Raw genomic sequence first — 26,976 nt, forward strand, 5'->3', positions numbered from 1 at the left:
TGGCTCGTTCAGCGGCGGCCCAGCGCATGATCGAGCGAGAGGCTGCCGGGGCCGTATTTCATGATCATCAGCAGGATTGCAGCCCAGGCGCCATGCAGCGCATAGGGGCCGGGCTGGACGAAGATCTCGAAGGCGGCGATGAGCAGGAGGAGGCCCAGCGCCGCGAACCGGCTTGCAAGCCCGAGGCCAAGGAGCACGGGCAGCACCAGTTCCGCCGTCTGGATCGCGATGGCCGCAGCACCCGCGGGAATCTGCGGGATGTCGTAGCCGCCGCGCAGCATGGAGATGGTGATGCCGCGCGGCTCGAGCACGTTCCAGCTGCCGCCCATGCGTGCGCGCCCCGCGTTCCAGAAGATCCATGCGAGTGAGAGGCGGCCGGCAAGGCCGATCAGCGCATGCGGGATGCGCTCCATGAGGTTGGTCATCGCTTCGAGGAGACGGGCCATGGGCTTCAGCCCTTCGCCGGAGCCGGGACGCCCTGGCGGGTGCGTCCCTCGAGCAGGACCACGGCGAGGCCCGCGGCCATGATCAGCACCATGCCCGAGACGGCCAGTGCATCGGGAATCTCGTCGAAGACGAGGAGACCCGAGAGGCCCGCCCAGATCATGAAGGAATAGTTGAACGGCGCCACGACCCGCGCCGGTGCGATGCGGTAGGCGATGAAGACGAAGGAGTGCCCGCACATCAGGAAGAATCCGGCGATCAGCATCAGCCAGGCATGGCGGAATGTCGGCGGGACAGGACTTTCGAAAAACGCGGACATGACGAGCGCGCTCACCATCACGATGAAGATCGTCGAGAAGGTGACGACGAGGGCGGGCGTCGCTGCCGGGACCTTGCGCGAAAGGATGTCGCGGAAGGCCGCGCCCACCGCCGTGAAGAAGCCGAAGATGGCGAAGGGCGAGGCGGTTTCGCCGCCCGGTTGGGCCACCATGAGCGCGCCGGTGATGCCGAGGCCCACCAGAGCGAGCCTGAAGCCCCCCACCCTCTCGCCGAAGAACAGCCACATGCCGAGCAGCACGACGAGGGGCGCGATCTGGGCGATGGCGGTGACGTCGGCGATCGGCATGTGGCCCAGTGCCGTGATGAAGCTCAGGATGGCGAAGACCTCCGTGAAGGAACGGAGCAGCACCCAGGGCTGGAAGGCCTTGGGGATGTCGCGAAAGAGGCCCATGGCGAAGAGCAAGGGGATGCACCACAGGCAGGCACCGATGCCGCGCATCACCAGCACCTGGAACGGCGGCGCGTCGGAGAGCGCCAGCTTCATGCAGGTGTCGTTGGCCACGAAGGTGCCGGTGGCAAGGAGAATGGCACCGATGCCGCGGAGGTTCTGGGAAATGGGCATGGAATCCTGGAGAAAAACGAATCCGGCGGCGGAGAATAGTGGAAAACCGCCGAGGGCGCAGCGGATTCCGCGCATGCGCCCATTCCGGATCGCGCTGTGTTCCCTCCCCCCTGGGGAGGGAAGACACCTCAGGCCGTAAGCGTGATCGGCACGCGGAGATAGTGGACGCCGTTGGGGTCCGCCGGGGGAAGCTGGCCGGCGCGCATGTTCACCTGGATCGAGGGCATGAGGAGTGCGGGCGCTGAGAGCGTCGCATCGCGGGTGGTGCGCATCGTGACGAAATCCTCCTCCGAGACGCCCTCATGCACATGCACGTTGCGGTCGCGCTCATCGCCCACGGTCGTCTCCCAGGCGTAGTGCTTGCGCCCTTCCTTGGGGAGATAGTCGTGACACATGAAGAGCCGCGTCTCGCGCGGCAGCGAAAGGAGGCGGCGGATCGAGCGGTAGAGGGCGCGGGCGTCGCCGCCCGGGAAATCAGCCCGGGCCGTGCCGTAATCCGGCATGAACAGCGTGTCGCCGACGAAGACGGCATCCTCGATCTTGTAGGAAATGCAGGCGGGGGTGTGGCCCGGCGTGGCGATCACCTCGCCCTGGAGCTTGCCGATCGAGAAACGGTCGCCGTCCTTGAACAGGATGTCGAACTCGGAGCCTTCGCCAGAAACGTCCATGGCGTTGAAGACCGGCCGGAAGATCTTCTGCACCTCCTTGATGCGCTCGCCGATGGCGACCTTCGCGCCCGTCTTGAGCTTGATGTAGGGAGCGCCCGACAGGTGATCGGCATGAACATGGGTTTCGAGCACCAGCGTGATCGAGAAGCCTTCCTCCTCCGCCCGCTTGAGGATCTCGTCGGCCGATTTCACGTTGGCCTTGCCGGACTTGTGATCGTAATCGAGCACCGGGTCGACGACGGCGGCCTGCTTCGTCTCCGGATCCGCCACCAGGTAGCTCACCGTGTTGGTGGGCTCGTCGAAGAAGGCATGGATGATGGGCTTGGGCATGGTGGCTCCTCTCTGTTCTTATTCACTTGACAATATATTAGATAACTCTAAATTAGCAATACCTAAAAGGGAGGTCTCATGGACAAGGCGCTGCTCGATACCAGCCTGGCCGGCTTCGAGGAGAAGGCGGCGGAGGCCGCGGCCATGCTGAAGTCGCTCGGCAACGAGAAGCGGCTGATGATCCTGTGCAAGCTCCTCGAACATGGCGAGATGAGCGTGATGGCGCTCACCGCGCAGGTTGGGCTCAGCCAGTCCGCCCTCTCCCAGCACCTCGCCAAGATGCGGGAGGAGAAGATCGTTGGTTTCCGGCGCGATGCGCAGCAGATCTTCTATCACGTGCTGGACCCCAGGGTGCGCCAGCTCCTGGCGACCCTCAAGACAGTCTATTGCTAGATCAGGAACAGCATCAATGCCGCTCAAGCACATCACGCCCTCCGAGGCGAAAAAACTCGTCGACGAAGGCGCGGTCCTCATCGACGTCCGTGAAGCCTATGAGCACGTAGCCGAGAACATCCCAGGTTCCCGCAATGCTCCGCTCTCCCGTCTCGGCCGGGGTGCGATCGGCGGAACCAAGCTCGTGTTCTTCTGCAAGTCGGGTGCGCGCACGCGCATGAACGCCCGCGCGCTGGCCGATTGCAGCGAGGCCGAAGCCTACATCCTGGACGGCGGCATCGAGGCGTGGAAGGCCGCCGGACTGCCGGTGAAGCGGGGCTGACCGGACCGCTGACGCGGGCCGCATGCGGAGGGCCGCCATTTCCATGAGTGCCCAGGATCTCCTTTCGATTCTTTCCGGCAGCCTCGTGGGTTTCGTGCTGGGGCTGGTGGGCGGCGGCGGCTCGATCATCGCGGTGCCGCTCCTGCTCTATGCGGTGGGCGTGGGCTCCACGCACGTGGCGCTCGGCACCAGCGCCATCGCCGTTTCCCTCTCCGCACTTGCCAATCTCGTGAACCACGCCAGGGCGGGCACGGTGAAATGGCCCTGCGCGGTGAGCTTCTCGGCGGCGGGGATCGCCGGCGCCTTCGCGGGCTCGAGCCTCGCCATGAGGGTTCCGGGCCAGCACCTGCTGTGGATGTTCGGGCTCCTGATGCTCGTCATCGGAACCGTGATGCTCCTGAAGAAGGATGCGGAAGGAAACCCGGACGTGCGGCTGAGCCTCGGCACGGCGCCGCGGCTGCTGCCGCTGCTCCTCATCATCGGATTTGCCGTCGGCGCACTCTCGGGCTTCTTCGGCATCGGCGGCGGCTTTCTCATCGTGCCGGGGCTGATGCTGGCAACGGGAATGCCGATCGCCAATGCCATCGGCACATCGCTGGTCGCCGTCACCGCCTTCGGCGCCACCACCGCGGCGAATTATTCCTGGGCAGGGCTCGTCGACTGGCGCATCGCGGCGTTCTTCATCGCCGGTGGCGTGCTGGGAGGACTGATCGGCAGCTTCGCGGGGCGGCGCCTCGCCAAGGCAAAGGGCCGGCTCGCCATGGTGTTCGCCGGCTTCGTGATCCTGATCGGGCTCTTCGTGCTGTGGAAGGGCCTCTCGCCGCTGTTCGCATAGCCTGCAGCGAGGAAGCTTCAGAGTTCCCGCGTCAGAAACACGCTGTTCGGGTCGGGGCGGTAATCGCCGAACGGCGGGCACTCGGTGAAGCCCTGAGCCTTGTAGAGGGCGACCGCCGGGGCGAAATAGGCGAAGGAACCGGTTTCGAGGCTGAGCCGGGTGAGGCCCCTCGCCCGCGACCTCTCGATGATATGCGCGAGGATGGCGCTTGCCACGCCGCGCCGCCGGGCCGCTTCCGTTGTGTGCATCGACTTCACTTCGCCATGTGTCGCGTCGAGCGGCTTCATGGCGCCGACGCCGAGCAGGACCTCGCCCTCCCAGGCGGCCCAGAAATCGATCTCCGGCTCCCTAAGGCGCGAAACGTCGAACACATGGGCGCTGCCGGGTGGCGTCACCTCGTGACACTTCTGGAAGTGATGGCGCAAAAGGCCGACGATGCGCTCGTCCGAAAGATCGCCCCTGCGAATGTCCATGCGAAGCTCCCTCAAATCCTTTCTTGCGCAACGCCGCTCAATCTGCCATAAGAAGATAGGACAGTGTCACTGTCCTTTCGCGGTGTCAATCAAGGCAAGTGGACCCGGATGTTCCGGAATACGACCACCAGGACCCTGAACACGACGGCCAAACCGGCCGTGGACGCCGCGTGCATGCCCCGATCGGCGCTCCGCAAACGCAAATAAAGGGCAGGCTCAGGGCAAAGGGTGCCCGGGAGTCCGATCGCCCGAACGGGTCCGGGAGCCACCCGAAGGCTCCCACCCCAAAAGATCGGCCCTCCAGCACCCCAAGAGAACGGCACCACCCGGGTTCAATAACGGCCTTGGTGAGGTAAGATGAGACGAGGAAGAAGCAAGGAGTTGGCCATGAACATCGAGTACCGGCCAGAGGGACTTCCCGGGCGCCACGGTCTCTATGACCCGCGCAACGAACACGATGCCTGCGGCATCGGCCTCATCGCCAACATCCACAACAGGAAAAGCCACCGCATGATCGCGGACGGGCTCTCGATCCTCAAGAACCTCGAGCACCGTGGTGCCGTCGGCGCCGACCCCAAGGCCGGCGACGGCGCCGGCCTCATGCTGCAGATTCCGCACGGCTTCTTCGCGGAAGAGGCCAAGCGGATCGGCTTCGAGCTGCCCGGGCCCGGACATTACGGCGTGGGCCAGCTGTTCATGCCGCGCGAGCCGATCTACCGCCAGGACATCGAGCGCATCTGGTGGGAGACGACGCGCGAGGAAGGCCTCAAGGTGCTGGGCTGGCGCGACGTGCCGGTCGATCCTTCGGTGCTCGGATATTCGGTGAAGGGCACCGAGCCCGTGCACCGCCAGGTGTTCATCGGGCGCGGCCCGACGATCCGCGACGAGGCGCATTTCGAGCGGAAGCTCTTCGTCTGCCGCAAGGTCGTCTCGAACCGCGTGCTGGAAGTGCTGGGACAGCGCGCCAGGACCTATTATCCCGTTTCGGTTTCCGCCCGCACCCTCGTCTACAAGGGCCTGGTGCTGGGCAAGGAGCTCGGCGCCTATTACCGCGACCTCGAGGACGCCCGCGTCGAGAGCGCATTCGCCATGGTGCACCAGCGCTTCTCGACCAACACCTTCCCTTCCTGGCCGCTCGCGCACCCCTACCGCTTCATCTGCCACAACGGCGAGATCAACACGGTTCGCGGCAACTACAACTGGATGGCCGCGCGCCAGGCGAACATGCGTTCCGACGTCATCGGCGAGGACCTCTCGAAACTCTGGCCGATCTCCTATGAAGGCCAGTCCGACACGGCCTGCTTCGACAACGCGCTCGAATTCCTCACCATGGGCGGCTACTCCCTGCCCCATGCGATGATGATGCTGATCCCCGAGGCCTGGGCGGGCAACCCGCTGATGGACGAAGACCGCCGCGCCTTCTACGAATACCACGCGGCCCTGATGGAGCCGTGGGACGGCCCGGCTGCCATGGTGTTCACCGACGGCCGAATGATCGGCGCCACGCTCGACCGCAACGGGCTTCGCCCCTCGCGCTACATGACGAGCGACGACGGGCACATCCTGCTCGCTTCCGAAATGGGCTGCCTGCAGTTCGCGGAAGAGCACATCACCCACAAGTGGCGCCTGCAGCCCGGCAAGATGCTGCTGATCGACCTCGAAGAGGGCCGCATCATCTCGGATGACGAGCTCAAGAGGCAGCTCTCCACCGCCCACCCCTACAAGGAGTGGCTGAAGCGCACGCAGATCGTGCTGAAGGACCTGCCGGCCTCGAAGACGAGGCGCGCGAAGTCGACCGTGGCGCTGCTCGACCGGCAGCAGGCCTTCGGCTACACGCAGGAGGACCTGAAGATCCTCATGGCTCCGATGGCCCAGACGGGCCAGGAGGCCGTGGGTTCGATGGGCAACGACGCGCCGATCTCCGCGCTCTCCGACCGGCCCAAGCTGCTCGACACCTATTTCAAGCAGAACTTCGCGCAGGTGACGAACCCGCCCATCGACCCGATCCGCGAGGAGCTGGTGATGTCGCTCGTCTCGTTCATCGGGCCGCGGCCCAACCTTCTGGACCTCAAGGGCACCTCGACGCACATGCGCCTCGAGGTGTCGCAGCCGATCCTGACCAACGAGGAACTGGAGCGCATCCGCACCATCGGTGCCGTCGCCGACAACCCGTTCCGCACCGCCACCATCGACATCACGTACGACGTGGCGAACGGACATGAATACATGGAGGCCGCCCTCGACTCCGTCTGCGCGCTGGCGGAGCGGGCGGTGAAGGACGGCTACAACATCATCATCCTGTCCGACCGCGCGGTCTCCGCCGAGCGCGTGCCGATCCCGGCGCTGCTCGCCACCTCCGCCACGCACCATCATTTGATCCGCAAGGGCCTGCGCACCTCGGTGGGGCTCGTCGTGGAGACGGGCGAGGCGCGCGAGGTGCACCAGTTCTGCGCGCTGGCGGGCTATGGCGCGGAAGCGATCAACCCCTATCTCGCCTTCGAGACGCTGGAGGACATGCTCCCCACGCTCGAGGAGAAGATCAGCGCCTACGAGGCGGTCAAGCGCTATATCAAGGCCATCGACAAGGGCATTCTCAAGGTGATGTCCAAGATGGGCATCTCGACCTACCAGTCCTATTGCGGGGCGCAGATCTTCGACGCGGTGGGCCTCTCCTCCGATTTCGTGAAGAAGTATTTCACCGGCACGGCGACGCAGATCGAGGGCGTGGGCCTGCTCGAGATCGCGGAGGAAGCCTTCCGCCGCCACGAGAACGCCTTCGGCGAGAACCCGGTGTTCCGGGCGGCGCTCGACGTGGGCGGCGACTATGCCCAGCGCACCCGCGGCGAGGCACATGTGTGGAACGCCGAGACGATCTCCAACCTGCAGCACGCCGTGCGCGGCAACGCCAAGGACAAGTACCAGGCCTTCGCCAAGCTGGTGAACGAGCAGTCCGAGCGGCTGAAGACGATGCGCGGGTTGTTCCGCATCAGGACGGCCGAAGAGCGCGGCCGCAAGCCCATCGACATTTCCGAGGTGGAACCGGCCACGGCGATCGTGAAGCGCTTCTCCACCGGGGCCATGTCCTTCGGTTCGATCAGCCGCGAGGCGCACACGACGCTCGCCATCGCCATGAACCGCATCGGCGGCAAGTCCAACACGGGCGAGGGCGGCGAGGAGGCGGACCGTTTCAAGCCGCTCGCCAACGGCGATTCCATGCGCTCGGCCATCAAGCAGGTGGCTTCGGGCCGCTTCGGCGTCACGGCGGAATATCTGGTCAACTCCGACATGATGCAGATCAAGATGGCGCAGGGGGCGAAGCCCGGTGAGGGAGGCCAGCTTCCCGGCCACAAGGTGGACGCCACCATCGCAAAGGTGCGCCACTCGACGCCGGGCGTGGGCCTCATCTCGCCGCCGCCGCACCACGACATCTACTCGATCGAAGACCTCGCGCAGCTCATCTTCGACCTGAAGAACGTGAACCCGGCGGGACAGGTTTCGGTGAAACTCGTCTCCGAGGTGGGTGTCGGCACGGTGGCTGCGGGCGTTTCCAAGGCGCATGCCGACCACGTGACGATCTCGGGCTACGAGGGCGGCACGGGCGCCTCGCCGCTGACCTCCATCAAGCACGCGGGCCTCCCCTGGGAGATCGGGCTTGCCGAGACGCAGCAGACGCTGGTGGCGAACGACCTCCGCGGCCGCATCGCGGTGCAGGCCGACGGCGGCATTCGCACGGGCCGCGACGTGGTGATCGCAGCATTGCTCGGCGCCGACGAGATCGGCTTCGCCACGGCACCCCTGATCGCCGCAGGCTGCATCATGATGCGCAAGTGCCATCTCAACACCTGCCCGGTGGGGGTGGCGACGCAGGACCCGGAACTCAGGAAGCGCTTCAAGGGCCAGCCGGAGCACGTGATCAACTATTTCTTCTTCGTTGCGGAAGAAGTGCGCGAGATCATGGCCGAGATGGGCGTCAGTCGCTATGATGAGCTTATCGGCGAGACGGCCTGGCTCGACCAGGCGCAGGCCATCGCCCACTGGAAGGCGAAAGGCCTCGACTTCTCGAAGATCTTCGCCAGGCCGGACGTCGTCGGCCCCGTCGCCACGCGAAGGGTTTCGGCACAGGACCACGGCATCGACAGGATCCTCGACCGCAAGCTGATCGCCGAGGCCGGCCCCGCTCTCGCGGAGGGCAAGCCCGTCACCATCGAGGCGGAGATCCACAATTACGACCGGACGGCCGGCGCCATGCTCTCGGGCGAAGTCGCCAAGCGTTACGGCCATGCGGGACTGCCCGAGGACACGATCACCGTAAGGCTCACCGGCATCGCCGGCCAGAGCTTCGGCGCCTGGGCGGCGCATGGCGTGACGCTGGAGCTGACGGGCGAGGCCAACGACTATGTCGGCAAGGGCCTCTCGGGCGGCAAGCTCATCGTGAGGCCGCACGGGAAGATCGGCTTCGTGCCGGAGAAGTCCATCATCGTGGGCAACACGGTGCTCTATGGCGCGATCACCGGCGAGTGCTACTTCCGCGGCGTCGCGGGCGAGCGCTTCGCGGTCAGGAACTCGGGCGCCGTGGCCGTCGTCGAAGGCGTGGGCGACCACGGCTGCGAATACATGACGGGGGGCTGCGTGCTGGTGATCGGCGAGACGGGCCGCAACTTCGCGGCCGGCATGTCTGGCGGCGTCGCCTATGTGCTGGACGAGGCGGGCGACTTCGCCAAGCGCTGCAACCTGGCCATGGTGGACCTGCAGCCGATCCCGGCGGAGGAGGCCACTCTCGAGAAGCTGCATCATTCCGTTGCGGACCTCCACAATCACGGCCTCGTCGACGTGACCTCGCAGATGGACCGGCGCGATGCGGAGCGCGTGCGGGAACTCCTCACGCGGCACATGAAATACACCGGGTCGTCGCGGGCGAGGACGATTCTCGAGGACTGGGCGTCCTATCTCCCGAAATTCGTGAAGGTGATGCCGGTCGAATATGCCCGCGCCCTCCAGGAACTGGAGAAGGCCCAGCAGACCAGCGACGGCATGACGATCGGCGTCAAGAGGAGCGCATGAGATGGGAAAGGTAACGGGTTTCCTCGAGATCGAGCGGCAGGACCGGACCTACACGCCGGCGGCGGACCGCATCCGTCACTACAAGGAGTTCGTCATTCCGCTCTCGGAAGAGGCGGTGAAATCGCAGGCCGCGCGCTGCATGAATTGCGGCATTCCGTTCTGCCACAATGGCTGCCCGGTCAATAACCAGATCCCGGACTGGAACGATCTCGTCTATCTGGGTGACTGGGAAGAGGCTTCGCGCAATCTGCACTCCACCAACAATTTTCCGGAGTTCACGGGCCGCGTCTGCCCTGCCCCCTGCGAGGCCTCCTGCACGCTGAACCTCGAGGACACGCCGGTCACCATCAAGACGATCGAATGCGCGATCGTCGACAAGGCATGGGAGAATGGCTGGCTCAAGCCCGAAGCCTTCCGCGACAGGACGGGAAAGAAGGTGGCCGTCATCGGGTCGGGCCCGGCAGGACTCGCTGCCGCCCAGCAGCTGGCGCGCGCCGGTCACAGCGTGCACGTGTTCGAGAAGAACGCCAAGGCCGGCGGCTTGCTGCGCTACGGCATTCCCGACTTCAAGATGGAGAAGCACCTGATCGACCGCCGCATCGCGCAGATGGAGGCGGAGGGCGTCACATTCCATTTCGGCACGCACATCGGCGTGACGCAGGACGCCCAGCAGCTGATCGACAGCTTCGACGCGGTGATCCTCTCGGGCGGTGCCGAGAAGCCGCGCGACCTGCCGATCCCGGGGCGTGACCTCGCCGGCATCCATTTCGCCATGGAGTTCCTGCCGCAGCAGAACCGCCGCGTCTCGAAGGAGCCGCCGCTCGACAACCGCCCGATCCTTGCGGCGGAGAAGCATGTCGTCGTCATCGGCGGCGGCGACACGGGTTCGGACTGCATCGGCACCTCGGTGCGCCAGGGCGCGCTTTCGGTGACGCAGCTTGAGGTGATGCCGAAACCCCCGGAGAAGGAGAACAAGCTGCTCACCTGGCCGAACTGGCCCTTGAAGCTGCGCACCTCGTCCTCCCACATGGAGGGCGCCGAACGCGACTTCTCGGTGATGACCAAGGCCTTCTCGGGCGAGAACGGCGAAGTGCGGAAGCTTCATTGCGTGAAGGTCGATGCGGCGATGAAGGAAATCCCCGGCTCCGATTTCGAGCTCAAGGCCGATCTCGTGCTGCTGGCCATGGGCTTCGTCCACCCGGTGCATGAGGGTATGCTGGCCTCACTCGGCGTGAAGCTCGATCCGCGCGGCAATGTCGAAGCCAATTTGGCGAACTACAAGACCTCGGTGCCGAAGGTGTTCTCGGCTGGCGACATGCGCCGCGGGCAGTCGCTCGTCGTCTGGGCGATCCGCGAGGGGCGCCAGGCGGCGCGCGCGGTGGACGAGTTCCTGATGGGCGAGACGACGCTGCCGCGCTGACCTCCTCCACCAAGAGCAAGAAAAGGCCGGTTTGGACGTGCTTGGCAGGATGCGAGGGAGCAACCCATGGGCTACGTCGTCGACTTCGATCCCGCGATGTTCACCATCGCCGGATTTTCCGTCTACTGGTACGGCTTCGCCTACAGTTTCGGCTTCGCCTTCATGGTGCTGTGGCTTTGGCGGAAGCGCGCCCTTCTTGGCTGGAGCGGCGCGCAGGTGGTGCATGTCAGCCTGATCTTCGTGGTGCTGGTGCTGGCCTGCGGTCGGGTCTTCGACGTGATCGTCTATGAATGGCCGTGGTACGAGACCCACAAGGAGCAGATTCCGCAGGTCTGGGTGGGCGGCATGGCGAGCCACGGGCTGCTGGCGGGCTCCGCCCTCGCCGCGCTGGTGGCGTCGCTCTGGACGCGGACGCCGCTCCTCAAAATCCTGGACGTGCTCGTGGTGGCGGCGGCCTTCATCTTCGGCGTCGGCCGCATCGGAAACTTCATCGAGGGCGGCGTCATCGGAACGGTGACGAGCATGCCCTGGGGCGTGAAGCTGCCGGACGTCGAGGGCTTCCGGCATCCAGTTTCGCTCTACGACGGCGCCAAGAACCTGCTGCTGGTTCCGGTTCTGGTGCTGAGCCTCAAGCGCTGGCCGCCCGGCCAGGGCGCGGCGACAGCGATCTTCCTCGCGGCCTATGGCGGGCTTCGCTTCCTCATCGACCAGTTCCGCGACTATGAGTCCTCGCTGGGCGGGATCGGCCCCGGACAATGGTTCAACCTCGCCATGGCGCTCGCCGGCATCCTGATGTTCCACCTCTGCGTGGCCAGAACACCTTCTGCTGCGCCTGCGGTGCCGAAGGACGACGGGCGCATTCCGCCCGTTGCCGCGCTCGTGCTGCTCGCCCTGATCCTGCTGCCACTGACGATCCCCACGAGCTGGACCAGGGAATATATCGCGCTGAAGCGGAGCGGAGCCTCATTCGAGTGAGTGTCCCGCCTTCCCCCCTCAGGGTGGCGGCGGGGGAAGCGAGAAATCATCGGCGCGGCCGGCCGGAGCCCTTCCCGCATCACCCTGCCTGAAGAGCCTGGCGGCGGCGCTCCCCTCCGGCGCGACGTCGCGGAGCGTCCGGAGCGCGGCCTCGCTCGAGAGCCCGCCTCCTGCCAGGATCACGGCATTGGCAGTCACCCCCTCGGGCGCCGCCGTATACACCTCGCCATTCATCAGGACCTGGCCGAAGAGCGGAACGGGCGATGTCTCTTCCGCGGGCTCGGCGCCCTGGCTTGCGGCCACGGGGGCCGTCCCCTGCTCCGGGCTTGCGGCCGGGCCGGACTCGATCGCTGCGAGGACCTGGGCGCCCATGAGGTTGTTGCCGGCCTTGAAGAAGGAAATGCCGTCTCTTCCGCGGAGCTTCGTGACGGTGCCGGTGTCGTCCGGGCCGGTGTCAGTATAGCTTCCGCCGTCGGCGGTGAGGACGGGGCGCATGTCGATGAAGGTCATGCCGCGCGCCTCGACGCGCTCGCGCTGGAGGGCGGTGATCGCCTGCATCGCGGCGTCATAATCCGGGTCCGCCATGGGCGGCAGGCCCACCCAGAAGACCCGGGCGCCAGAGGCGGAGAGCTCGTCCAGAAGCTGGTCGACCTGCGCCCTGTAGGCCGCGACCCATCCTTCGCTGTTGAAGGCATAGCGCATGTTGCCGGAGCGGATGGTCTGGCGGTCATTGGCGCCCACCAGCACCACGATCACGTCGTATTCGCTGCTTTCAAGAACCTTGGGGACGGTCGCCACCCAGTCATAGACCTCGGGGCGTGCGAGGCCCGATTCCTCGTTGAAGCGTAGGGCCACCTCATAATCGCCCCGCGCCTCCGCCACGCGGGTGAGGCCGGCGCCGAGGCCGCCGCCAATGGCATCGCCGATGACGAGGATGCGCGTCGTCTGCGGTTGCGCCTCCTCGGCTGTTCCGGCGTCCGATGACGTGCCCATCACCGGCGCCTCCGTCGACTGCGCCCGGGCGGGGGCCGCAGCAAGGAACGCGAGGAGGAGAAGCGCCAGTCCCCGCATCAGCCGTTCTTCTTGATGTGCTGGAGGAGCTTCAGCGAGGGGCGGCCGTCGAGCGGCAGCCCGGCGCTCTGCTGGTAGGCGATGATCGCCTCGTAGGTGCGGGCGCCGAAGCGGCCATCCGTGCCGCCGGTTACGAAGCCCAGGGCAGTGAGGCGCCTTTGCAGGTCCACCCGCTGCTCGAAGCTCAGGTCGAACTCGGCGTCTGGCCAGGCGGCGAGGATGGGCCCCATGCCCCGGATGCGGTCCGCCAGATGGCCCACCGCCAGCGCATAGGAATGCGAGATGTTATAATCCATGATGGCGAGGAAGTTCCGCGTCACCAGGAAGCGAGGCCCGTTGGCGCCCTGCGGCACCATCACGAAGGCGTCGGCCTGGGGGGCCCCGAACTTGCCGCCGTCGGCACGCTCGACGCCGAGCTTCCGCCAGGCTGCCACGGTGCGCCAATGGTCGCGGCCGACGAGCGCCATGTTGAAGTCCTTGGGCAGCGTCACCTCCCAGCCCCAGGGCCTGTCGGATTTCCAGCCGGCCTTGGCGAGGTAGTTGGCGGTCGAGGCCAGCGCATCCTGCTTCGAGTTCCAGATGTCCTTCTTGCCGTCGCCCGTCCAGTCAACGGCGAATGAGAGATAGGACGTGGGAATGAACTGGGTGTGGCCCATGGCTGCCGCCCAGGAGCCGGTGAAGTTCGAAGGCTTGACGATGCCGCGCTTCAGGATCTTGAAGGCGGCGATGAGCTGCTCGTTGCCATAGGCCTTGCGGCGCCCCGAATAGGCGAGCGTCGCCAGCGAGCGGACGACGCTCATCGAGCCCTTGTCCTTGCCGAAATTCGACTCCATGCCCCAGATGCCGAGCAGGATGTGGCGGTCGACGCCATACCTGCTTTCGATGGCGGAGAGCAGCTTCGCCTCTTCGGCCTTTTTCGCCTTGCCGGTCTCGATGCGAATGGGGGTCACCGCCTTGGCGAGATAGGCCGAGGTCGTGGAGGTGAATTCCGGCTGGTTGGCGGCGAGCTTCAGCACGGCAGGATCGGGCTCGGTGATGCCGCTGAAGCCTGCCTCGAAGAGCTCGCGCGAAATCCCCGCCTTCTTGAGGCGCGGCCACAGGGTGTTCTCGATGAAGGCCTGGAACTTGGCGTCCGCCCGCGCCGGAAGCGCTGACAGAGGCGCAAGCGCGAGCAGCATGGCGAACTGGCGTCTGTTCATGGCTTCCCCATTGGCGGCATTGACCGTCAGTCTAACAGGGAAGCCTTTGAACCGCCAAATGCGGCCTCAATCGGGCATGGGCAGGGTTCAGGCGGCGTTGCGCTGGGCGAGCTTGCGCTCCCAGGCGAGCGCCGTCTCCACGATGAAATCGAGGTTCTCGTGCCGGGGCTGCCAGCCCAGCACTTCGCGCACGCGGCTGGCGCCGGCGACGATCGCCGCCGGATCGCCCTCGCGGCGCGGCGCATACTGCACGGGGAGTGCCGCGCCGTTCACGCGCTCCACCGCCTTGATCACCTCGAGCACGGAATAGCCCTTGCCGTAGCCGCAGTTGAAGATGCCGCTCTCGCCGCCGCGGCGGAGATGGGAAAGCGCATCGATATGGGCCTGGATCAGGTCGCTCACATGGATGTAGTCGCGCAGGCAGGTGCCGTCCGGCGTCGGATAGTCGGTGCCATAGACGTCGAGGTGGTCGCGCTGGCCCAATGCCGTCTGGCAGGCGACCTTGATCAGGTGGGTGGCGCGCGGCGTCGACTGGCCGATGCGGCCCTGGGGATCGGCTCCTGCCACGTTGAAATAGCGAAGCGCGATGTACTGCATGCCGTGGGCGGCGTTGACGTCACGCAGCATCCACTCGGTCATGAGCTTCGACGAGCCATAGGGCGAGATGGGGGCAGGCCCTGCATCCTCGAAGACGGGCTGCGAGGTGGTGTTGCCGTAGACGGCCGCGGTCGAGGAGAAGATGAAGCGCGGCACGCCGGCCTTGACCGCCGCAGCCATGAGCATGCGCGACTTGACAGTGTTGTTGAGGTAATAGCCCAAGGGATCGCGCATCGAATCCGGCACCACGATCGAGCCGGCGAAGTGCACGATGGCGTCGAAGCGATGCTCGGCCATCAACCGCTCGAGCAGGGCTTCATCGCCGATGTCCCCCTCGACGAGCCTGGCCTGCGGCGAAACCGCCCACCAGTAGCCGGTCGAGAGATTGTCGAGCACGACCACGTCCTCGCCCATGTCCGTCAGCGCCAGAACCATGTGGCTGCCGATGTAGCCGGCGCCGCCCGTCACGAGAGTTGTCATCGATATCTCCAGTCGCTTACATGCCGATCGTTTCGTTACTGCAAAATCCCCAATCCCGTCTAATCTCCGGGGCGGCGGCAGCAACCAGGTTTATGAAGAGGTGAATACATGGTCCGTCCGATCAAGACAGCGGTGTTTCCCGTGGCGGGACTCGGCACGCGATTCCTGCCGGCCACCAAGGCGGTGCCGAAGGAAATGCTCACCGTCGTCGACCGGCCGGTGATCCAGATCGCGGTGGACGAGGCCCGGGAGGCGGGAATCGAGCATTTCGTCTTCGTCACGGGGCGCAACAAGGCCGCCATCGAGGACCATTTCGACAAGCAGTTCGAACTCGAGGCGACACTCGAACGCAGGGGCAAGACAGCCGAGCTCGACCTCCTCGCGAAGGGCCTGCCGAGGGCCGGCCAGGCGAGTTTCACCCGCCAGCAGGAGCCCCTGGGCCTCGGCCACGCCGTCTGGTGCGCCAGGCAGATCGTCGGCAACGAGCCGTTCGCACTGCTGCTGCCGGACATGGTGATGCATGCGAGCCCGGGATGCCTGCGCCAGATGATGGATGTCTACGAGACGCATGGCGGCGGAAACGTGGTGGCGGTGGAGGAGGTTCCTTGGGACCAGGTGAGCCGCTACGGCGTCGTCGGCGCAACGGACTGGCAGGACAACGCCTTCAGCATCACCGGCATGGTGGAGAAACCGAAGCGGCGCGAGGACGCGCCCTCCAACCTCATCATATCGGGACGCTACATCCTGCAGCCCGAAATCTTCGCCGAGATCGAGCGGCAGGAACCGGGTGCGGGTGGCGAGATCCAGATCACCGACGCGATGATCCGGCTGATGGCGCAGCAGCCGTTCCACGGCCTCAGATATCGCGGCACGACCTATGACTGCGGCGACAAGGTGGGATTCCTCGCGGCGAATGTGGCGCTGGCCCTCGACCGCCCGGACATCGCCCCCGGCTTCCGGGAGGCATTGCGCAAGATCCTTTCGGGACATGAGGAGATCTAGCGGCTGAGAACCACGCCGGCGGAGAGGCGGTGCTCGACATAGCTCTCCTCAGACATGGCAGCATCGAGCCAGGTCAGATCATATCCCGCCGTCCAGGCGAGCAGCGGATTGAGCTTCCACGTCATCTCGACTCCACCCTCATAGGTGAGGTCGGCGGCGGAGCCCCGGCCGTCGATCTCGAGGGAGAGGCTGGCGTCCACCGCCAGGTTCTCCCGCAGCCCGTGGCTGGCTTCGATTCCCGCCGTCCAGACGGGATTGCCACCCTCGCCCGCTTCCTGGTCCTCATCATCGATGGCGGTGGCGGCCGTGATCATGATGCGCGTGAGTTCCGTGGGGCTCCAGGCGACGGCTCCGGCGAGGCCCAGGGCGCTCGCCGAGCCGAGTTGCTGATCCTGGTAGCGGCGATGAAGCCAGGTTAGTCCCAGTTCGCCGCTCCAGACCGGGTCTGCGGCGATCTCGAAACCGCCCGTCACGGCATAGCCCTGCGAATCGCGATGGTAGCCTGCGGGATCGACCGGCTCGTCGTGCCAGCGCGGCGCAACCTCCCCCTCGATGAAGGGCCGCAGCATGCCCGATCCGTGCCTCACGCGGAGCGAGAGCACGGGCTCGACATAGTCTCGGTCTCCGGCATCGTCCCCCGCGTCCTCCTCATCGGCATACGTCTGGCGCAGCACCCCGGCCTCGAGCTTCACGGCGGTGACGCCGAGATCATGGCTGAGCCCCAGCCTGCCCTGGACCGTATGCTCGACATCGCCCTCGTCCGGCGGCGTATCGGTGAGGTAGGAGGCCTCCACAGCGAGTGCGGTGCTGCGCCTCACGTCGAGCCGCAGCCGGGCATCGGCTGCGAGCGACTGTTCGCGCGTGCTGCCGCCCTGCGGATAGCGGGTGAAATCTCCGGCAACACCGGCGGTGAAGGCGTGCCTGACCCATTCGCTTTCGACGGCAAGCGCCGGACGCAGCCTGAGGCCCAGGGCGGCCTGCGGGTCGGACGGGCTCTGTTCGGGATTGCTCGAGTGAAGGGCCTCGATCCCCAGTGCGGGATGCAGTCTGAGGCCACCGATTGCCAGCCCCCCGCCCTCGTCCGCCGGTCCCCTGAGTTGCGGGGGCTCCTGGGCAAATGCCCCGCATGCTCCGGCCATCAGGGCGGCGGACATGACGGCGGCCTGCAGCGAGCCGCGTTTCATTCGGGAAACCATCTCACCTCCGGGTTGCAGGCTAGGCTGACATGGTTAACGAGCGATTGACGCCGTTCGCTTTGCGAAGCGGCGCGAAAACGCCTATGAGACCGTCATGCCAAATCGCCCTGCCCTCACTCCCGTCCCCCTCGGCGCGCAATGGCGCGCCTCCGCCCGCCGCGCCCTCGTCACCGAAACCGAAGGCATGCAACAGCTGATCTCGGCCCTCGACGGAGCGCTGGGCGATGCCTTCGCGCAATCGGTTGAGACGATCCGCAACGCGCGGGGCCGCGTCGTCATGACGGGCATGGGCAAGAGCGGCCACATCGCGCGCAAGATCGCCGCGACGCTGGCTTCCACCGGAACGCCGGCGAGCTTCGTGCATCCGGCGGAGGCGAGCCACGGCGACCTCGGCATGATCACGGCGGAGGACGTGGTGGTCGCGATCTCGAACTCGGGCGAATCGCCCGAGCTCCGCGACATCCTCACCTATTCGCGCCGCTTCGCGGTGCCGCTCATCGCCATCACCTCGGTGCCCGACAGCACGCTGGGCAAGGGCGCCGACATCGTGCTGCCCCTGCCGCGGGCGAAGGAGGCCTGCCCCAACGGGCTTGCTCCCACCACCTCGACGCTGCTGCAGCTCGCCCTCGGCGATGCGTTGGCCATGGCGCTGCTCGAGGACAAGGGCTTCAGCGCGCACGACTTCCGCAAGTTCCACCCGGGCGGCAAGCTTGGGGCACAGCTGAAGCACGTGCGCGACATCATGCACAGACGGGAGGAACTGCCGCTCGGCCCCGAGACGCTCGCCATGTCGGACGCGCTGATCCTGATGACGAGGCGCAGCTATGGTTGCCTCGGCGTCGTGGACGGCGAAGACCGGCTCATCGGCATCGTCACCGACGGCGATCTCCGCCGCAACATGACGCCGGGCTTGCTCGACCTCTCGGTGGGCAAGGTGATGACGCATGCGCCGAAGACGATCGGGCCGGACGCCCTCGCCTCCGAGGCCCTGGAACAGCTGAACTCGCTGAAGATCACCAGCCTCTTCGTCATCGATGCGGAGCGCCGCCCGGTGGGCCTCGTCCACATCCACGACTTGCTGCGGATCGGGCTGATCTGAAGCCCGGGCCTCAGAGCGGCGTCACGATCAGGCTCATGTCGCGCACGGCCGTCACCTTCACGCGGGCTCCGGCGGCGAGGTCGGGGCCCTCGATTTCCCACACCGTGTCCTCGATGGTGAGGCGGCCACGACCGTCGACGATCGGCTCTCTCAGCGTGAAGCTGCGGCCGACATAGCTCATCTGGCGGCGGTTGAGGAAAGGGTTGTCCTCGGGCTCCATGCCGGGTCCCTTGTAGAAGCGCCGCCCGCCGAACACCGCGGCGACCGACAGCAGCGCGAACACCAGCAACTCTGCCTGCCACGGCATGCCGAACAGCGTATCGGCAAGTCCCGTGAGGCCCGCGGCAACGGCGAGCCAGATGAAGAACACGCCGGGTGAGATCAGTTCGAGCATCAGCAGGATGCCCGCCGCGACGAACCACACCCAATGGCCGAGAAGGGGAAAGACCTGATCCACGGTGCGCCTCGCCCGCTCAGCTGCTCGGGCCGGTGGCCGGCACGCTGCCGCGCCGGGGCGGTGAAGGCGGCTGGCCGCCGAAGGCCTCGCGCGCGATCTCCGAAATGCCGGCGATCGAGCCGATGACGGAAGAGGCCTCGACGGGGAGCATCAGCACCTTCTGGTTCGGCGAGGCGGCGAGCCGCTCCAGCGCCTTGATGTAGTTGTTAGCGACGAAATAGTTGATCGCCTGGACATCGCCCGCGGCAATTGCCTCAGAGACCATCTGCGTGGCCTTGGCTTCGGCCTCGGCAAATCGCTCGCGCGCCTCGGCGTCGCGGAAGGCCGCCTCGCGCCGGCCCTCGGCCTCCAGCACCACCGACTGCTTCTCGCCCTCCGCCTTGAGGATGGCGGCGGCCCGCAGGCCTTCCGCCTCCAGGATGGCTGCACGCTTGTCGCGCTCGGCCTTCATCTGCCGGGCCATGGATTCCACGAGATCGCGCGGGGGCGCTATGTCCTTGATCTCGATGCGGTTCATCTTCACGCCCCAGGGCTGGGTCGCCTGGTCGACGACGTTGAGCAGCCGGAGATTGATCTCGTCGCGCTGCGAGAGGAGGCTGTCGAGGTCCATCGAGCCCATGACGGTGCGGATGTTGGTCATCACGAGATTGGTGATGGCGTAGTTGAGATCACGCACCTCATAGGTGGCGCGCGGCGCATCAACGATCTGGAAGAAGGTGACGCCGTCGACCTTCACCATGGCGTTGTCGCGGGTGATGACCTCCTGGGAGGGGATGTCCAGCACCTGCTCCATCATGTTCTGCTTGGCGCCGACGCGGTCGATGAACGGAACGATGAGCCCGAGGCCGGGCGGCAGCGTGCGCACGTATTTGCCGAAGCGTTCGACGGTGTAATTGTAGCCCTGCGGCACCATGCGGATGGCGCGCAGCAGGTAGAAGATCACCACCGCAACGATGACGAGAACGAAAACCCCCAAGCCCTCAAAACCCAGTGCTTCAAGCATCGCCGACCCTCCCCGACGCGCGCCACCCGCGCGGCGGGCACAAAATGGCCCGGCACGGCTGCAACTGCAAGCGGTTCAGAGCCAGCCCTGAAGCTCCCGGCGGACGAGTTTCTCCAGCATGGTTATCGAATTGTCTGAATCATTGAGGCAGGGCACGACTGAGAACTTCTCGCCGCCAGCCTCCAGGAACGTCTCCCTGAGGCCGATCGCCACCTCTTCCAGCGTCTCGACGCAATCCGACGCGAAGCCCGGCGTGATCATCAGAAGGTTCTTCACGCCCTTGGCCGGCAGGCCTTCCACCGTCTGCTGGGCGTAGGGCTGAAGCCATTCCGCCTTGCCGAAGCGCGACTGGAACACGACCTGCAGTTTTTCCGGCGGCAGTTTCAACCGCTCCCGCAGCAGGCGGGCCGTTTTCATGCAGTGGCAGTGATAGGGGTCGCCCGCCATGAAATAGTCCTTCGGCAGGCCGTGGAAGGAAGCGAGGATCACATCCGGCTCCCACTCGAGCGTCGTGATGTGCTGCTCGAGCGACAGGGCCAGCGCCTCGACATGGGCGGGATCGTCGAAATAGGGCGGCACCGTGCGGATCGCCGGCTGCCAGCGCATGGTCTTCAGCGCGTCGTAGGCCTTGTCGAGCGCGGTTGCTGTGGTCGAGGCGCTGTATTGCGGATAAAGGGGAAACAGAAGGATGCGGTCGCAGCCCTGTTCCTTCAGCGCCTTGATCCGCTCGCCCACGGGCGGAAGGCCGTACCGCATGCCCCAGTCGACGATCACCTGCGGAAGGTCAGCCAGTTCTGCGGCGAGTTTCCGGGCCTGCGAGCGGGTGATGGTCTTGAGAGGGGACTCGTTCAGTTCCCGGTTCCAGATCTGCTCATAGGCATGCCCGCTCTTCTTCGGGCGCGTCGACAGGATGACGCCGTTGAGCAGGACCCACCACAGGGCGGGGTTGACCTCGATCACCCGGCGATCGGACAGGAATTCCTTCAGGTAGCGGCGCATGGGCCAGTAGGAGGTCGCCTCTGGCGTGCCGAGATTGATCAGCAGCACGCCGATCTTGCCGACCTGGAACGGGGGGTGCCCCGGAGGGAGTACATTCATGGGAAGATGGAACCGTTTTCTTCAGCCGAGGGGGGTGGCAGTTGCCGTCACTTTGCCGTTAACGGCTTGAAAAGGCCAGAAGATCATAATCCCTCACAATTGTTTGGCCAGCGGGGGCTTGTGTGATCGGGCAGCGGCCGGGGATGTTTCCCGCGATGACCGTCCTGGTAGTGGCGCTCACCTCGGGCACGGCCTTCCTGTGCCTGATCGTTTCCCTTGCGACATTCCTCGCCGCGTTCGACGTTCTGGGGGGCGTGCTCATCGCCTGCCTCGTCCTCCTCGGGGCGGGGACTGCCGCCGCGGCGGTGATGTTGCGCGGTGCGGGAGATGAAACCCCGCCTGCCCCGGCAGCCGCAAGCGGTACTCCCGGCGCCCTTCCGGCGAGGGCTTCGGATACGCCGACCCTCCGCCTGATCGAAGGCGTGGCCGGGGAACTGAAGAATTCCGTCAGCACCATCATCGGCTTCTCGGAGCTTCTGTGCGCGCGCAGGGGGCCGGCGCATGAGGATCCGGAGTTTCGCAATTCCTGCCGCTTCATCCTGGAAAACAGCCGGAGCCTCGCGGCCTTCGCGGCCCAGCTTCACGATTATGCCCGCTACGAGCGCGGGCGGCTGCAGCTGCTCGAGCAGCAGGTCGAGGCGGCGGAACTGGTCGAAACCGCCCTCGGCCTCTGCCGCGATACCGCCGAGAAGGCGGATGTGGTGATCGTTGCGACACTTCTAGAGGGCGCTGAGCTCTGCTGCGATGCCGGCCGTATCCGGCAGGCCATCGCAAGCCTCGTGCTCTGGCAGGTGTCAGCCGCGGCACCGGGGGCGGTCATCGAGCTCCGCCTGATGAAGCTCGCCGGCGGGGAACTTGCCGTCTCGGTGACGAACCGGGGCGGACGTGCGCTGACGGCGGAGAAGGAGAGGCTGTTCGAGCCGCAGCTCGGGCGCGAGGGACTGAACGGCTTCGCGCTGCCGATTGCCAGGCGCGTGGCGCTGCTCCATTCTGGCGACGTGACGGTCGACAGCGCCTCCGGCCTCGGGACGGTGGCCCGGCTCGTGCTTCCCGCGCATCGCCTCACCTGGGCGGCGCCGGGCGGCGATCGCCAGACCCGCGCCGCCTGAGAGAGGAACCGACGAGGACGATGCCAGCTTCCGCCAGTTTTCTGCCCTTCATGGGGGCCACCGCCGCGCCGGGCCCCGAAGGCTATGCGGCGGCGATCTTCGGGGCGCCCTATGGCACGCCCTACCCCGGCATCGACCACCGCATCTACCGGGCGGCACCCGATGCCTTCCGCAACGCCCTCGCTGAAGACAGCGCCTGGCTCGACCACTGGGACTTCGACCTCGGCGGGCCGCTCCTCAGGCACGGACTTCCCGTCTGCGACCTTGGAAACCTCCCGGGGCGAGCCAAGGACGGGCCCGGAAACCGCAGGCTCATCGAGGAGACGACGCGGCGCATCCTCGAGGCCAACGCGGTGCCCATCATGTTCGGCGGCGACGACTCGGTTCCCATTCCCTTCATCGCCGCCTATTCGAACCAGCCGCCGATCGTGATCCTGCAGATCGATGCCCATATCGACTGGCGCGACGAGCGGCACGGCGAGACCATGGGATTTTCCTCCACCATGCGGCGGGCCTCCGAGCACGGGCATGTGTGGCGCATCGTGCAGGCCGGCATAAGGGGGCTCGGCAGTGCGCGCGAGGGAGAACTCCGCGATGCGCTGAACTGGGGCGCGCACATCGTCACGGCGCGGGAGATTCACCATGCGGGCGTCCAGGCGGTGCTCTCGCACATCCCGGAGGATTGCGACTGCGTGATCTCGCTCGACTGCGATGCCCTCGACGCGAGCCTGATGCCGGCGGTGGCCTATCCGACGCCCGGCGGGCTCGACTACACCCAGGTGACGGACCTGATCGCGGGCGTTGCGGCCAGGGCGCGGATCGCCGGCTTCGCGATGGTGGAATTCGTGCAGGGGCGCGACCCCGCGGGAACCGCCGCCTTCACCGCGGCGCGGATCGCCGCCCACGTGATCGCGCGGATCGAAAAGCGGGCGTGATCACTCCGCCGCGGCCTTCATCGCGGGGGCGCTGCCGCGGAAGGCGGCGAGGAGCTCGGCCTCGCGCAGCTTCGCCTTGGCCAGGTTCGCCTCCTTCACATGGCCGAAGCCGCGGATCGTGCCGGGGAGTTCCGCCAGCGCCAGCGCCGTCTCCAGCCTCGCCGGCGCGAGTACCGGAAGAAGACCCTCGATCATCGCCCGGTAATCGGCGATGAGCCGGCGCTCCATGCGGCGCTCGGCGGTGCGGCCGAACACGTCGAAGGCGGTGCCGCGCAGCCGCCTCATCCGGGCGAGAAGCCGGAAGGCACCCATCATCCAGGGCCCGAATTCCGTCTTCACCGGCTTGCCGGAGACGGGATCGACACGGCCGAGGATCGGCGGGGCGAGATGGAATTTCAGCTTGAAATCGCCCTTGAACTGCTGGGCGAGGCTTTGCGCGAAGCTGCCGTCCGTGTAGAGCCGCGCCACCTCGTATTCGTCCTTGTAGGCCATCAGCCTGAACATGTTCTTCGCCACCGCGAATGCGAGGGGCTCCGACACGGCGCGCACCCTGGCGACGAAAGCGCGGTAGCTCTCGGCATAGGCCCGATCCTGATAGGCGGTGAGGAAATCCGCGCGGCGGGCGACGATCTCGTCCAAGGTCTCGGGTTTCCTCTCCGCCCGCGCGCCGATCACCGTGCGCACCGCCTGCTCGTCCACCGCGGCGCGGCGGCCCCAGGCGAAGGCGGCAAGGTTCATCTTCACCGAAACAGCGTTGAGCCTCACGGCTTCCTCGATGGCGGCGCGTGAAACGGGAACGAGGCCCTTCTGCCAGGCGTAGCCCAGCGTGAAGAGATTGGCGGCGATTGAATCGCCGAGGAGCCTCGTCGCGATCATGGTTGCATCGATGGCCGAGAGGCCGCCCGGCGACACCGCCGCGGCGATCCGCAAGGCAAGGGCGCCGCCCTGCACGTCGAAATCCGCCTCATGGGTGAATTGCGCCGGCATGGTCTCGTGGCTGTTGACGACGGCTTTCGTCCTGCGGCGCGAGGCGGAGGAAAGGATGCGCTCGGAGGCGGTGGTGACGAGGTCGCATCCGAGGATGAGGTCCGCGGCCCCGCGCGCCACGCGCACGGCCGAGATATCCTCCGGCTTGTGCCCGATCTTGAGATGGGTGACGACGGCGCCGTTCTTCTGGGAGATGCCGACCATGTCGATCAGCGCCGCGCCCCTGCCCTCGATGTGCGCGGCCATGCCGAGGATGTGGCCGATGGTGACGACGCCGGTGCCGCCGATGCCGGTGACCAGAATGCTCCATGGCCTGTCGAGGGCCGGAAGCTCCGGCTCGGGCACGGGGGGAAAGGGAACCTTGTCGAAATCGAGCGCCGGACCGCCCGCACCCTTCACCAGTTCGCCACCCTCCACGGTCACGAAGCTGGGACAGAACCCCTTGAGGCAGGAGAAATCCTTGTTGCAGCTCGATTGGTCGATCCGGCGCTTTCTGCCGAACTCGGTCTCGACCGGCTGGATCGCCACGCAGTTGGACTGCACGCCGCAATCGCCGCAGCCCTCGCAGACGAGCTCGTTGATGAAGACGCGGCGGGCGGGGTCCGGGAACTCGCCCTTGCGGCGGCGGCGGCGCTTCTCGGCGGCACAGGTCTGGTCATAGATGATGACGCTGGTACCCTTCACCCCCATCATCTCGCTCTGCACGGCCTGCAGTTCGCTGCGGTGATGAAAGCTCGTGAAAGGCGGGAAGGCGGCGCGCGAGGGATACTTGTCCGGCTCGTCGGAGACGAGCGCGATCCGCTCGACTCCGACCGCGCGCATCTGCGCGGCGATCTGCTCGACCGTGAGGCCGCCGTCGTTGCGCTGCCCGCCCGTCATCGCGACGGCGTCGTTGAACAGGATCTTGTAGGTGATGGTGGTGCCGGTGGCGACGGCATGGCGGATCGCCATGAGGCCCGAATGGTTGTAGGTGCCATCGCCCATGTTCTGGAACACGTGGCCGCGCGTCGAGAAGGGCGCCTCGCCCACCCAGTTGGCACCCTCGCCGCCCATGTGGGTGGCGCCCTCCGTCTTGCGGTCCGGCACGAATTGCGCCAGCCAGTGGCAGCCGATGCCGGCATAGCCGCGCGCCCCCTCGGGGAGCACGGTGGAGGAATTGTGCGGACAGCCGGCGCAGAAATAGGGCACGCGCGCCACGAGGTCGGCCTGGTTTCTCGCCGAGGCGCCATCCTGCAGGGCGGCGGCGCAATCCGCCGTGGCGCGGTCCTGGATGCGGCGCGCGATGGCGAGCGCGATCTCGTTGGGTTCCAGCACGCCATGCGGCGCGAACAGCGTGCGGCCCTCCTCGTCCGCCTTGCCGATGACGGCGGGGCGGACTTCCTCCGTGTACAGAATGTCCTTGATCTGCGCCTCGATGAGCGAGCGCTTTTCCTCGACGACCAGGATGGTGGAGAGGCCCTCGGCGAAGTCACGGACGATTGCGGGTTCGAGCGGCCAGACCATGCCGATCTTGAGGAGCCTGACGCCGAGGCGGGCGGCCTTCGCCTCGTCGATTCCGAGGTCGTCGAGGGCCTGCCGCACGTCGAGATAAGCTTTCCCGGCAGCGACGATGCCGAGCCGCGGAGCATCGCCGCCGCGCAGCGCGATGCGGTTGATGGCGTTGGCGCGCGTGAACGCCCTCACGGCTGCAATCTTGTGCATGTGCAGGCGTTGTTCCTGCGCGAAGCGGTCATCGCTCGGGCGGATGGAGAGCCCGCCCGGCGGCGGCGGGGGCTCGACGGGAAGAACCGGCGTCACGCGGTCAGGCCCGGCTTCGACGACAGCGGAGGATTCCACCGTGTCATGCACGCACTTGAGCCCGGCCCAGACGCCGGCATGGCGGGAGAGCGCAAACCCCAGGAGACCGAAATCGATGATCTCCTGCACGCCGGCGGGCGAGAGCACGGGGATCATCGCATCCATGAGTGCCACGTCGCTGGCATGAACGACGGTCGACGACTCGCCTGAATGATCGTCGCCCGCGATGGCGAGAACGCCGCCATGGGGCGAGGTGCCTGCCATGTTGGCATGTCGGAACACGTCGCCCGTGCGGTCTACCCCCGGGCCCTTGCCGTACCACACGGCGAACACGCCATCGTGCTTTCCCTCGCCGCGCATCTCGGCCTGCTGCGTGCCCCAGCAGGCAGTGGCGGCGAGATCCTCGTTGAGGCCGGGCTGGAACACGATGTTGCGGGGCGCCAGTACATGCTTCGCCGCCTGGAACTGATTGTCCACCGTGCCGACAGGCGAGCCCCGATAGCCCGACACATAGCCCGCCGTGTCGAGCCCCGCGCGGCGGTCCGCCTCAGACTGCATCAGCACCATGCGCAGGATCGCCTGCGGGCCGGTCAGGAACAGGCGCGTGATCGAAAGGTCATAGAGGTCGGCAAGGCTGTGGGTCGACTTGGACATGGGCGCAACTATACTGAAAGAGATGGACAATCAAAACGCTTCCCCTGCAACGGTCACATTCGGAGAAGCCCTGAAGGTGTGGGCCCGGATCGGGCTTCTCTCCTTCGGCGGGCCCGCGGGCCAGATCGCGCTGATGCACCGCGAGATCGTGGAGGAACGGAAGTGGCTCACCGAAAAGGATTACCTGAGCGCACTCAATTTCTGCATGCTGCTGCCCGGCCCCGAGGCGATGCAGCTTGCCACCTACGCAGGGTGGAAACTCCACGGCACGAGAGGCGGTCTCGCGGCGGGACTCCTCTTCGTGCTGCCCGGCGCCGCCGTGGTGCTGGCGCTCAGCATGCTTTACGCGGCCTATGGCAGGCTGCCCCTTGTCGAGGCGCTGTTCTACGGCACCAAGGCGGCGGTGCTGGCGATCGTGCTCGAGGCCCTGCTCCGCGTGGCCCGGCGCGCGCTGAAGACCCGCGCCGACT

The 26,976-nt window shown here is 66.4% G+C and carries 23 protein-coding genes; 11 read left to right on the top strand and 12 right to left on the bottom strand.

The annotated features are described in order from the left end of the window. Positions 1–8: 8 nt before the first annotated feature. The 3 genes from ACK4HL_RS12535 to ACK4HL_RS12545 all read right to left on the bottom strand — a co-directional run bounded on the left by ACK4HL_RS12535 (position 9) and on the right by ACK4HL_RS12545 (position 2,343). Positions 9–446 (bottom strand): DoxX family membrane protein, encoded by a 438-nt coding sequence (locus tag ACK4HL_RS12535; RefSeq protein ID WP_409760780.1) that lies wholly within the window; start codon positions 444–446, stop codon positions 9–11. 5 nt (positions 447–451) lie between these two features. Next, on the bottom strand, positions 452–1,345 hold the full coding sequence (locus ACK4HL_RS12540; protein WP_409760782.1) for a DMT family transporter: 894 nt from the start codon (positions 1,343–1,345) through the stop codon (positions 452–454). Positions 1,346–1,473: 128 nt separating this feature from the next. After that, entirely contained in the window at positions 1,474–2,343 is an 870-nt protein-coding gene (locus tag ACK4HL_RS12545) for an MBL fold metallo-hydrolase (RefSeq protein WP_409760784.1), read from the bottom strand. Positions 2,344–2,421: 78 nt separating this feature from the next. Between ACK4HL_RS12545 and ACK4HL_RS12550 the strand changes: the two genes are divergently transcribed. The 3 genes from ACK4HL_RS12550 to ACK4HL_RS12560 are packed head-to-tail and all read left to right on the top strand — an operon-like array spanning position 2,422 to position 3,893. Beyond that, a complete protein-coding gene (locus ACK4HL_RS12550) occupies positions 2,422–2,736 on the top strand; it encodes an ArsR/SmtB family transcription factor (protein ID WP_409760786.1) in 315 nt (104 codons plus the stop codon). A gap of 16 nt (positions 2,737–2,752) precedes the next feature. Next, positions 2,753–3,058, top strand: a complete 306-nt coding sequence (locus ACK4HL_RS12555) for a rhodanese-like domain-containing protein (RefSeq protein WP_409760788.1) — start codon at positions 2,753–2,755, stop codon at positions 3,056–3,058. A 43-nt stretch (positions 3,059–3,101) separates the two neighbouring features. Further along, the gene (locus tag ACK4HL_RS12560; protein WP_409760790.1) at positions 3,102–3,893 is read left to right on the top strand and encodes a sulfite exporter TauE/SafE family protein; all 792 of its coding nucleotides are present in this window, start codon (positions 3,102–3,104) and stop codon (positions 3,891–3,893) included. A 17-nt stretch (positions 3,894–3,910) separates the two neighbouring features. Here the strand turns inward: ACK4HL_RS12560 and ACK4HL_RS12565 are convergent, their stop codons facing one another. Next, positions 3,911–4,366, bottom strand: a complete 456-nt coding sequence (locus ACK4HL_RS12565; RefSeq protein WP_409760792.1) for a GNAT family N-acetyltransferase — start codon at positions 4,364–4,366, stop codon at positions 3,911–3,913. A gap of 387 nt (positions 4,367–4,753) precedes the next feature. On the opposite strand from ACK4HL_RS12565, the gene gltB reads away from it, so the two are divergent. The 3 genes from gltB (at position 4,754) to lgt (ending at position 11,822) form a co-directional block, all read left to right on the top strand. Then, a complete protein-coding gene (gene gltB, locus ACK4HL_RS12570) occupies positions 4,754–9,427 on the top strand; it encodes a glutamate synthase large subunit (protein WP_409760794.1) in 4,674 nt (1,557 codons plus the stop codon). A gap of 1 nt (position 9,428) precedes the next feature. Continuing rightward, complete coding sequence (locus tag ACK4HL_RS12575) at positions 9,429–10,847, top strand: glutamate synthase subunit beta (protein WP_409760796.1); 1,419 nt, start codon at positions 9,429–9,431, stop codon at positions 10,845–10,847. Between the two features lie 66 nt (positions 10,848–10,913). Continuing rightward, complete coding sequence (lgt, locus tag ACK4HL_RS12580) at positions 10,914–11,822, top strand: prolipoprotein diacylglyceryl transferase (protein WP_409760798.1); 909 nt, start codon at positions 10,914–10,916, stop codon at positions 11,820–11,822. Between the two features lie 18 nt (positions 11,823–11,840). Here the strand turns inward: lgt and ACK4HL_RS12585 are convergent, their stop codons facing one another. From ACK4HL_RS12585 to galE, 3 genes are all read right to left on the bottom strand, one after another. Beyond that, positions 11,841–12,893: a GDSL-type esterase/lipase family protein gene (locus tag ACK4HL_RS12585; RefSeq protein WP_409760800.1), complete on the bottom strand. Its 1,053-nt coding sequence runs from the start codon at positions 12,891–12,893 to the stop codon at positions 11,841–11,843. Further along, complete coding sequence (locus tag ACK4HL_RS12590) at positions 12,893–14,092, bottom strand: lytic murein transglycosylase (RefSeq protein WP_409760802.1); 1,200 nt, start codon at positions 14,090–14,092, stop codon at positions 12,893–12,895. The genes ACK4HL_RS12585 and ACK4HL_RS12590 overlap by 1 nt, the downstream gene beginning before the upstream one ends. A gap of 87 nt (positions 14,093–14,179) precedes the next feature. Beyond that, a complete protein-coding gene (galE, locus tag ACK4HL_RS12595) occupies positions 14,180–15,169 on the bottom strand; it encodes a UDP-glucose 4-epimerase GalE (protein ID WP_409760804.1) in 990 nt (329 codons plus the stop codon). 108 nt (positions 15,170–15,277) lie between these two features. Between galE and galU the strand changes: the two genes are divergently transcribed. Further along, positions 15,278–16,171 (top strand): UTP--glucose-1-phosphate uridylyltransferase GalU, encoded by an 894-nt coding sequence (galU, locus tag ACK4HL_RS12600; protein WP_409760806.1) that lies wholly within the window; start codon positions 15,278–15,280, stop codon positions 16,169–16,171. Here galU and ACK4HL_RS12605 read toward each other — a convergent pair. Continuing rightward, positions 16,168–17,355 carry an outer membrane beta-barrel protein gene (locus ACK4HL_RS12605; protein ID WP_409760808.1) on the bottom strand — a complete coding sequence of 396 codons (1,188 nt, stop codon included), beginning with the start codon at positions 17,353–17,355 and terminating at the stop codon, positions 16,168–16,170. The genes galU and ACK4HL_RS12605 overlap by 4 nt on opposite strands. Before the next feature lie 106 nt (positions 17,356–17,461). Between ACK4HL_RS12605 and ACK4HL_RS12610 the strand changes: the two genes are divergently transcribed. After that, positions 17,462–18,466, top strand: coding sequence for an SIS domain-containing protein (locus ACK4HL_RS12610; RefSeq protein WP_409760810.1), 1,005 nt, complete (start codon positions 17,462–17,464; stop codon positions 18,464–18,466). A gap of 10 nt (positions 18,467–18,476) precedes the next feature. Here ACK4HL_RS12610 and ACK4HL_RS12615 read toward each other — a convergent pair whose 3' ends face one another. The 3 genes from ACK4HL_RS12615 to hemH form a co-directional block, all read right to left on the bottom strand. After that, complete coding sequence (locus ACK4HL_RS12615) at positions 18,477–18,923, bottom strand: NfeD family protein (protein WP_409760812.1); 447 nt, start codon at positions 18,921–18,923, stop codon at positions 18,477–18,479. 16 nt (positions 18,924–18,939) lie between these two features. Beyond that, entirely contained in the window at positions 18,940–19,926 is a 987-nt protein-coding gene (locus tag ACK4HL_RS12620) for an SPFH domain-containing protein (RefSeq protein WP_409760814.1), read from the bottom strand. A gap of 75 nt (positions 19,927–20,001) precedes the next feature. After that, a complete protein-coding gene (gene hemH, locus ACK4HL_RS12625; RefSeq protein ID WP_409760816.1) occupies positions 20,002–21,024 on the bottom strand; it encodes a ferrochelatase in 1,023 nt (340 codons plus the stop codon). A 155-nt stretch (positions 21,025–21,179) separates the two neighbouring features. Between hemH and ACK4HL_RS12630 the strand changes: the two genes are divergently transcribed. Beyond that, positions 21,180–22,133, top strand: a complete 954-nt coding sequence (locus tag ACK4HL_RS12630; RefSeq protein WP_409760818.1) for a sensor histidine kinase — start codon at positions 21,180–21,182, stop codon at positions 22,131–22,133. 20 nt (positions 22,134–22,153) lie between these two features. Further along, positions 22,154–23,068: an arginase family protein gene (locus ACK4HL_RS12635; RefSeq protein ID WP_409760820.1), complete on the top strand. Its 915-nt coding sequence runs from the start codon at positions 22,154–22,156 to the stop codon at positions 23,066–23,068. Here the strand turns inward: ACK4HL_RS12635 and ACK4HL_RS12640 are convergent, their stop codons facing one another. Continuing rightward, positions 23,069–26,506: an indolepyruvate ferredoxin oxidoreductase family protein gene (locus tag ACK4HL_RS12640; protein WP_409760822.1), complete on the bottom strand. Its 3,438-nt coding sequence runs from the start codon at positions 26,504–26,506 to the stop codon at positions 23,069–23,071. Positions 26,507–26,528: 22 nt separating this feature from the next. Here ACK4HL_RS12640 and ACK4HL_RS12645 point away from each other — a divergent pair. Continuing rightward, the coding region (locus tag ACK4HL_RS12645; protein ID WP_409760824.1) for a chromate transporter at positions 26,529–26,976 on the top strand (448 nt) is incomplete at its 3' end.

Source organism: Aestuariivirga sp. (assembly GCF_046294715.1).
GTDB lineage: Bacteria > Pseudomonadota > Alphaproteobacteria > Rhizobiales > Aestuariivirgaceae > Aestuariivirga.

Coding starts and splice junctions, on each gene's coding strand:
- ACK4HL_RS12555 (WP_409760788.1), top strand. CDS start 2,753: ATGCCGCTCAAGCACATCACGCCCTCCGAGGCGAAAAAACTCGTCGAC.
- lgt (WP_409760798.1), top strand. CDS start 10,914: ATGGGCTACGTCGTCGACTTCGATCCCGCGATGTTCACCATCGCCGGA.
- ACK4HL_RS12640 (WP_409760822.1), bottom strand. CDS start 26,506: ATGTCCAAGTCGACCCACAGCCTTGCCGACCTCTATGACCTTTCGATC.
- ACK4HL_RS12635 (WP_409760820.1), top strand. CDS start 22,154: ATGCCAGCTTCCGCCAGTTTTCTGCCCTTCATGGGGGCCACCGCCGCG.
- hemH (WP_409760816.1), bottom strand. CDS start 21,024: ATGAATGTACTCCCTCCGGGGCACCCCCCGTTCCAGGTCGGCAAGATC.
- ACK4HL_RS12585 (WP_409760800.1), bottom strand. CDS start 12,893: ATGCGGGGACTGGCGCTTCTCCTCCTCGCGTTCCTTGCTGCGGCCCCC.
- gltB (WP_409760794.1), top strand. CDS start 4,754: ATGAACATCGAGTACCGGCCAGAGGGACTTCCCGGGCGCCACGGTCTC.
- ACK4HL_RS12590 (WP_409760802.1), bottom strand. CDS start 14,092: ATGAACAGACGCCAGTTCGCCATGCTGCTCGCGCTTGCGCCTCTGTCA.
- ACK4HL_RS12605 (WP_409760808.1), bottom strand. CDS start 17,355: ATGAAACGCGGCTCGCTGCAGGCCGCCGTCATGTCCGCCGCCCTGATG.
- ACK4HL_RS12545 (WP_409760784.1), bottom strand. CDS start 2,343: ATGCCCAAGCCCATCATCCATGCCTTCTTCGACGAGCCCACCAACACG.
- galU (WP_409760806.1), top strand. CDS start 15,278: ATGGTCCGTCCGATCAAGACAGCGGTGTTTCCCGTGGCGGGACTCGGC.
- ACK4HL_RS12560 (WP_409760790.1), top strand. CDS start 3,102: ATGAGTGCCCAGGATCTCCTTTCGATTCTTTCCGGCAGCCTCGTGGGT.
- ACK4HL_RS12535 (WP_409760780.1), bottom strand. CDS start 446: ATGGCCCGTCTCCTCGAAGCGATGACCAACCTCATGGAGCGCATCCCG.
- ACK4HL_RS12550 (WP_409760786.1), top strand. CDS start 2,422: ATGGACAAGGCGCTGCTCGATACCAGCCTGGCCGGCTTCGAGGAGAAG.
- ACK4HL_RS12620 (WP_409760814.1), bottom strand. CDS start 19,926: ATGCTTGAAGCACTGGGTTTTGAGGGCTTGGGGGTTTTCGTTCTCGTC.
- ACK4HL_RS12540 (WP_409760782.1), bottom strand. CDS start 1,345: ATGCCCATTTCCCAGAACCTCCGCGGCATCGGTGCCATTCTCCTTGCC.
- ACK4HL_RS12610 (WP_409760810.1), top strand. CDS start 17,462: ATGCCAAATCGCCCTGCCCTCACTCCCGTCCCCCTCGGCGCGCAATGG.
- ACK4HL_RS12565 (WP_409760792.1), bottom strand. CDS start 4,366: ATGGACATTCGCAGGGGCGATCTTTCGGACGAGCGCATCGTCGGCCTT.
- galE (WP_409760804.1), bottom strand. CDS start 15,169: ATGACAACTCTCGTGACGGGCGGCGCCGGCTACATCGGCAGCCACATG.
- ACK4HL_RS12575 (WP_409760796.1), top strand. CDS start 9,429: ATGGGAAAGGTAACGGGTTTCCTCGAGATCGAGCGGCAGGACCGGACC.
- ACK4HL_RS12630 (WP_409760818.1), top strand. CDS start 21,180: ATGACCGTCCTGGTAGTGGCGCTCACCTCGGGCACGGCCTTCCTGTGC.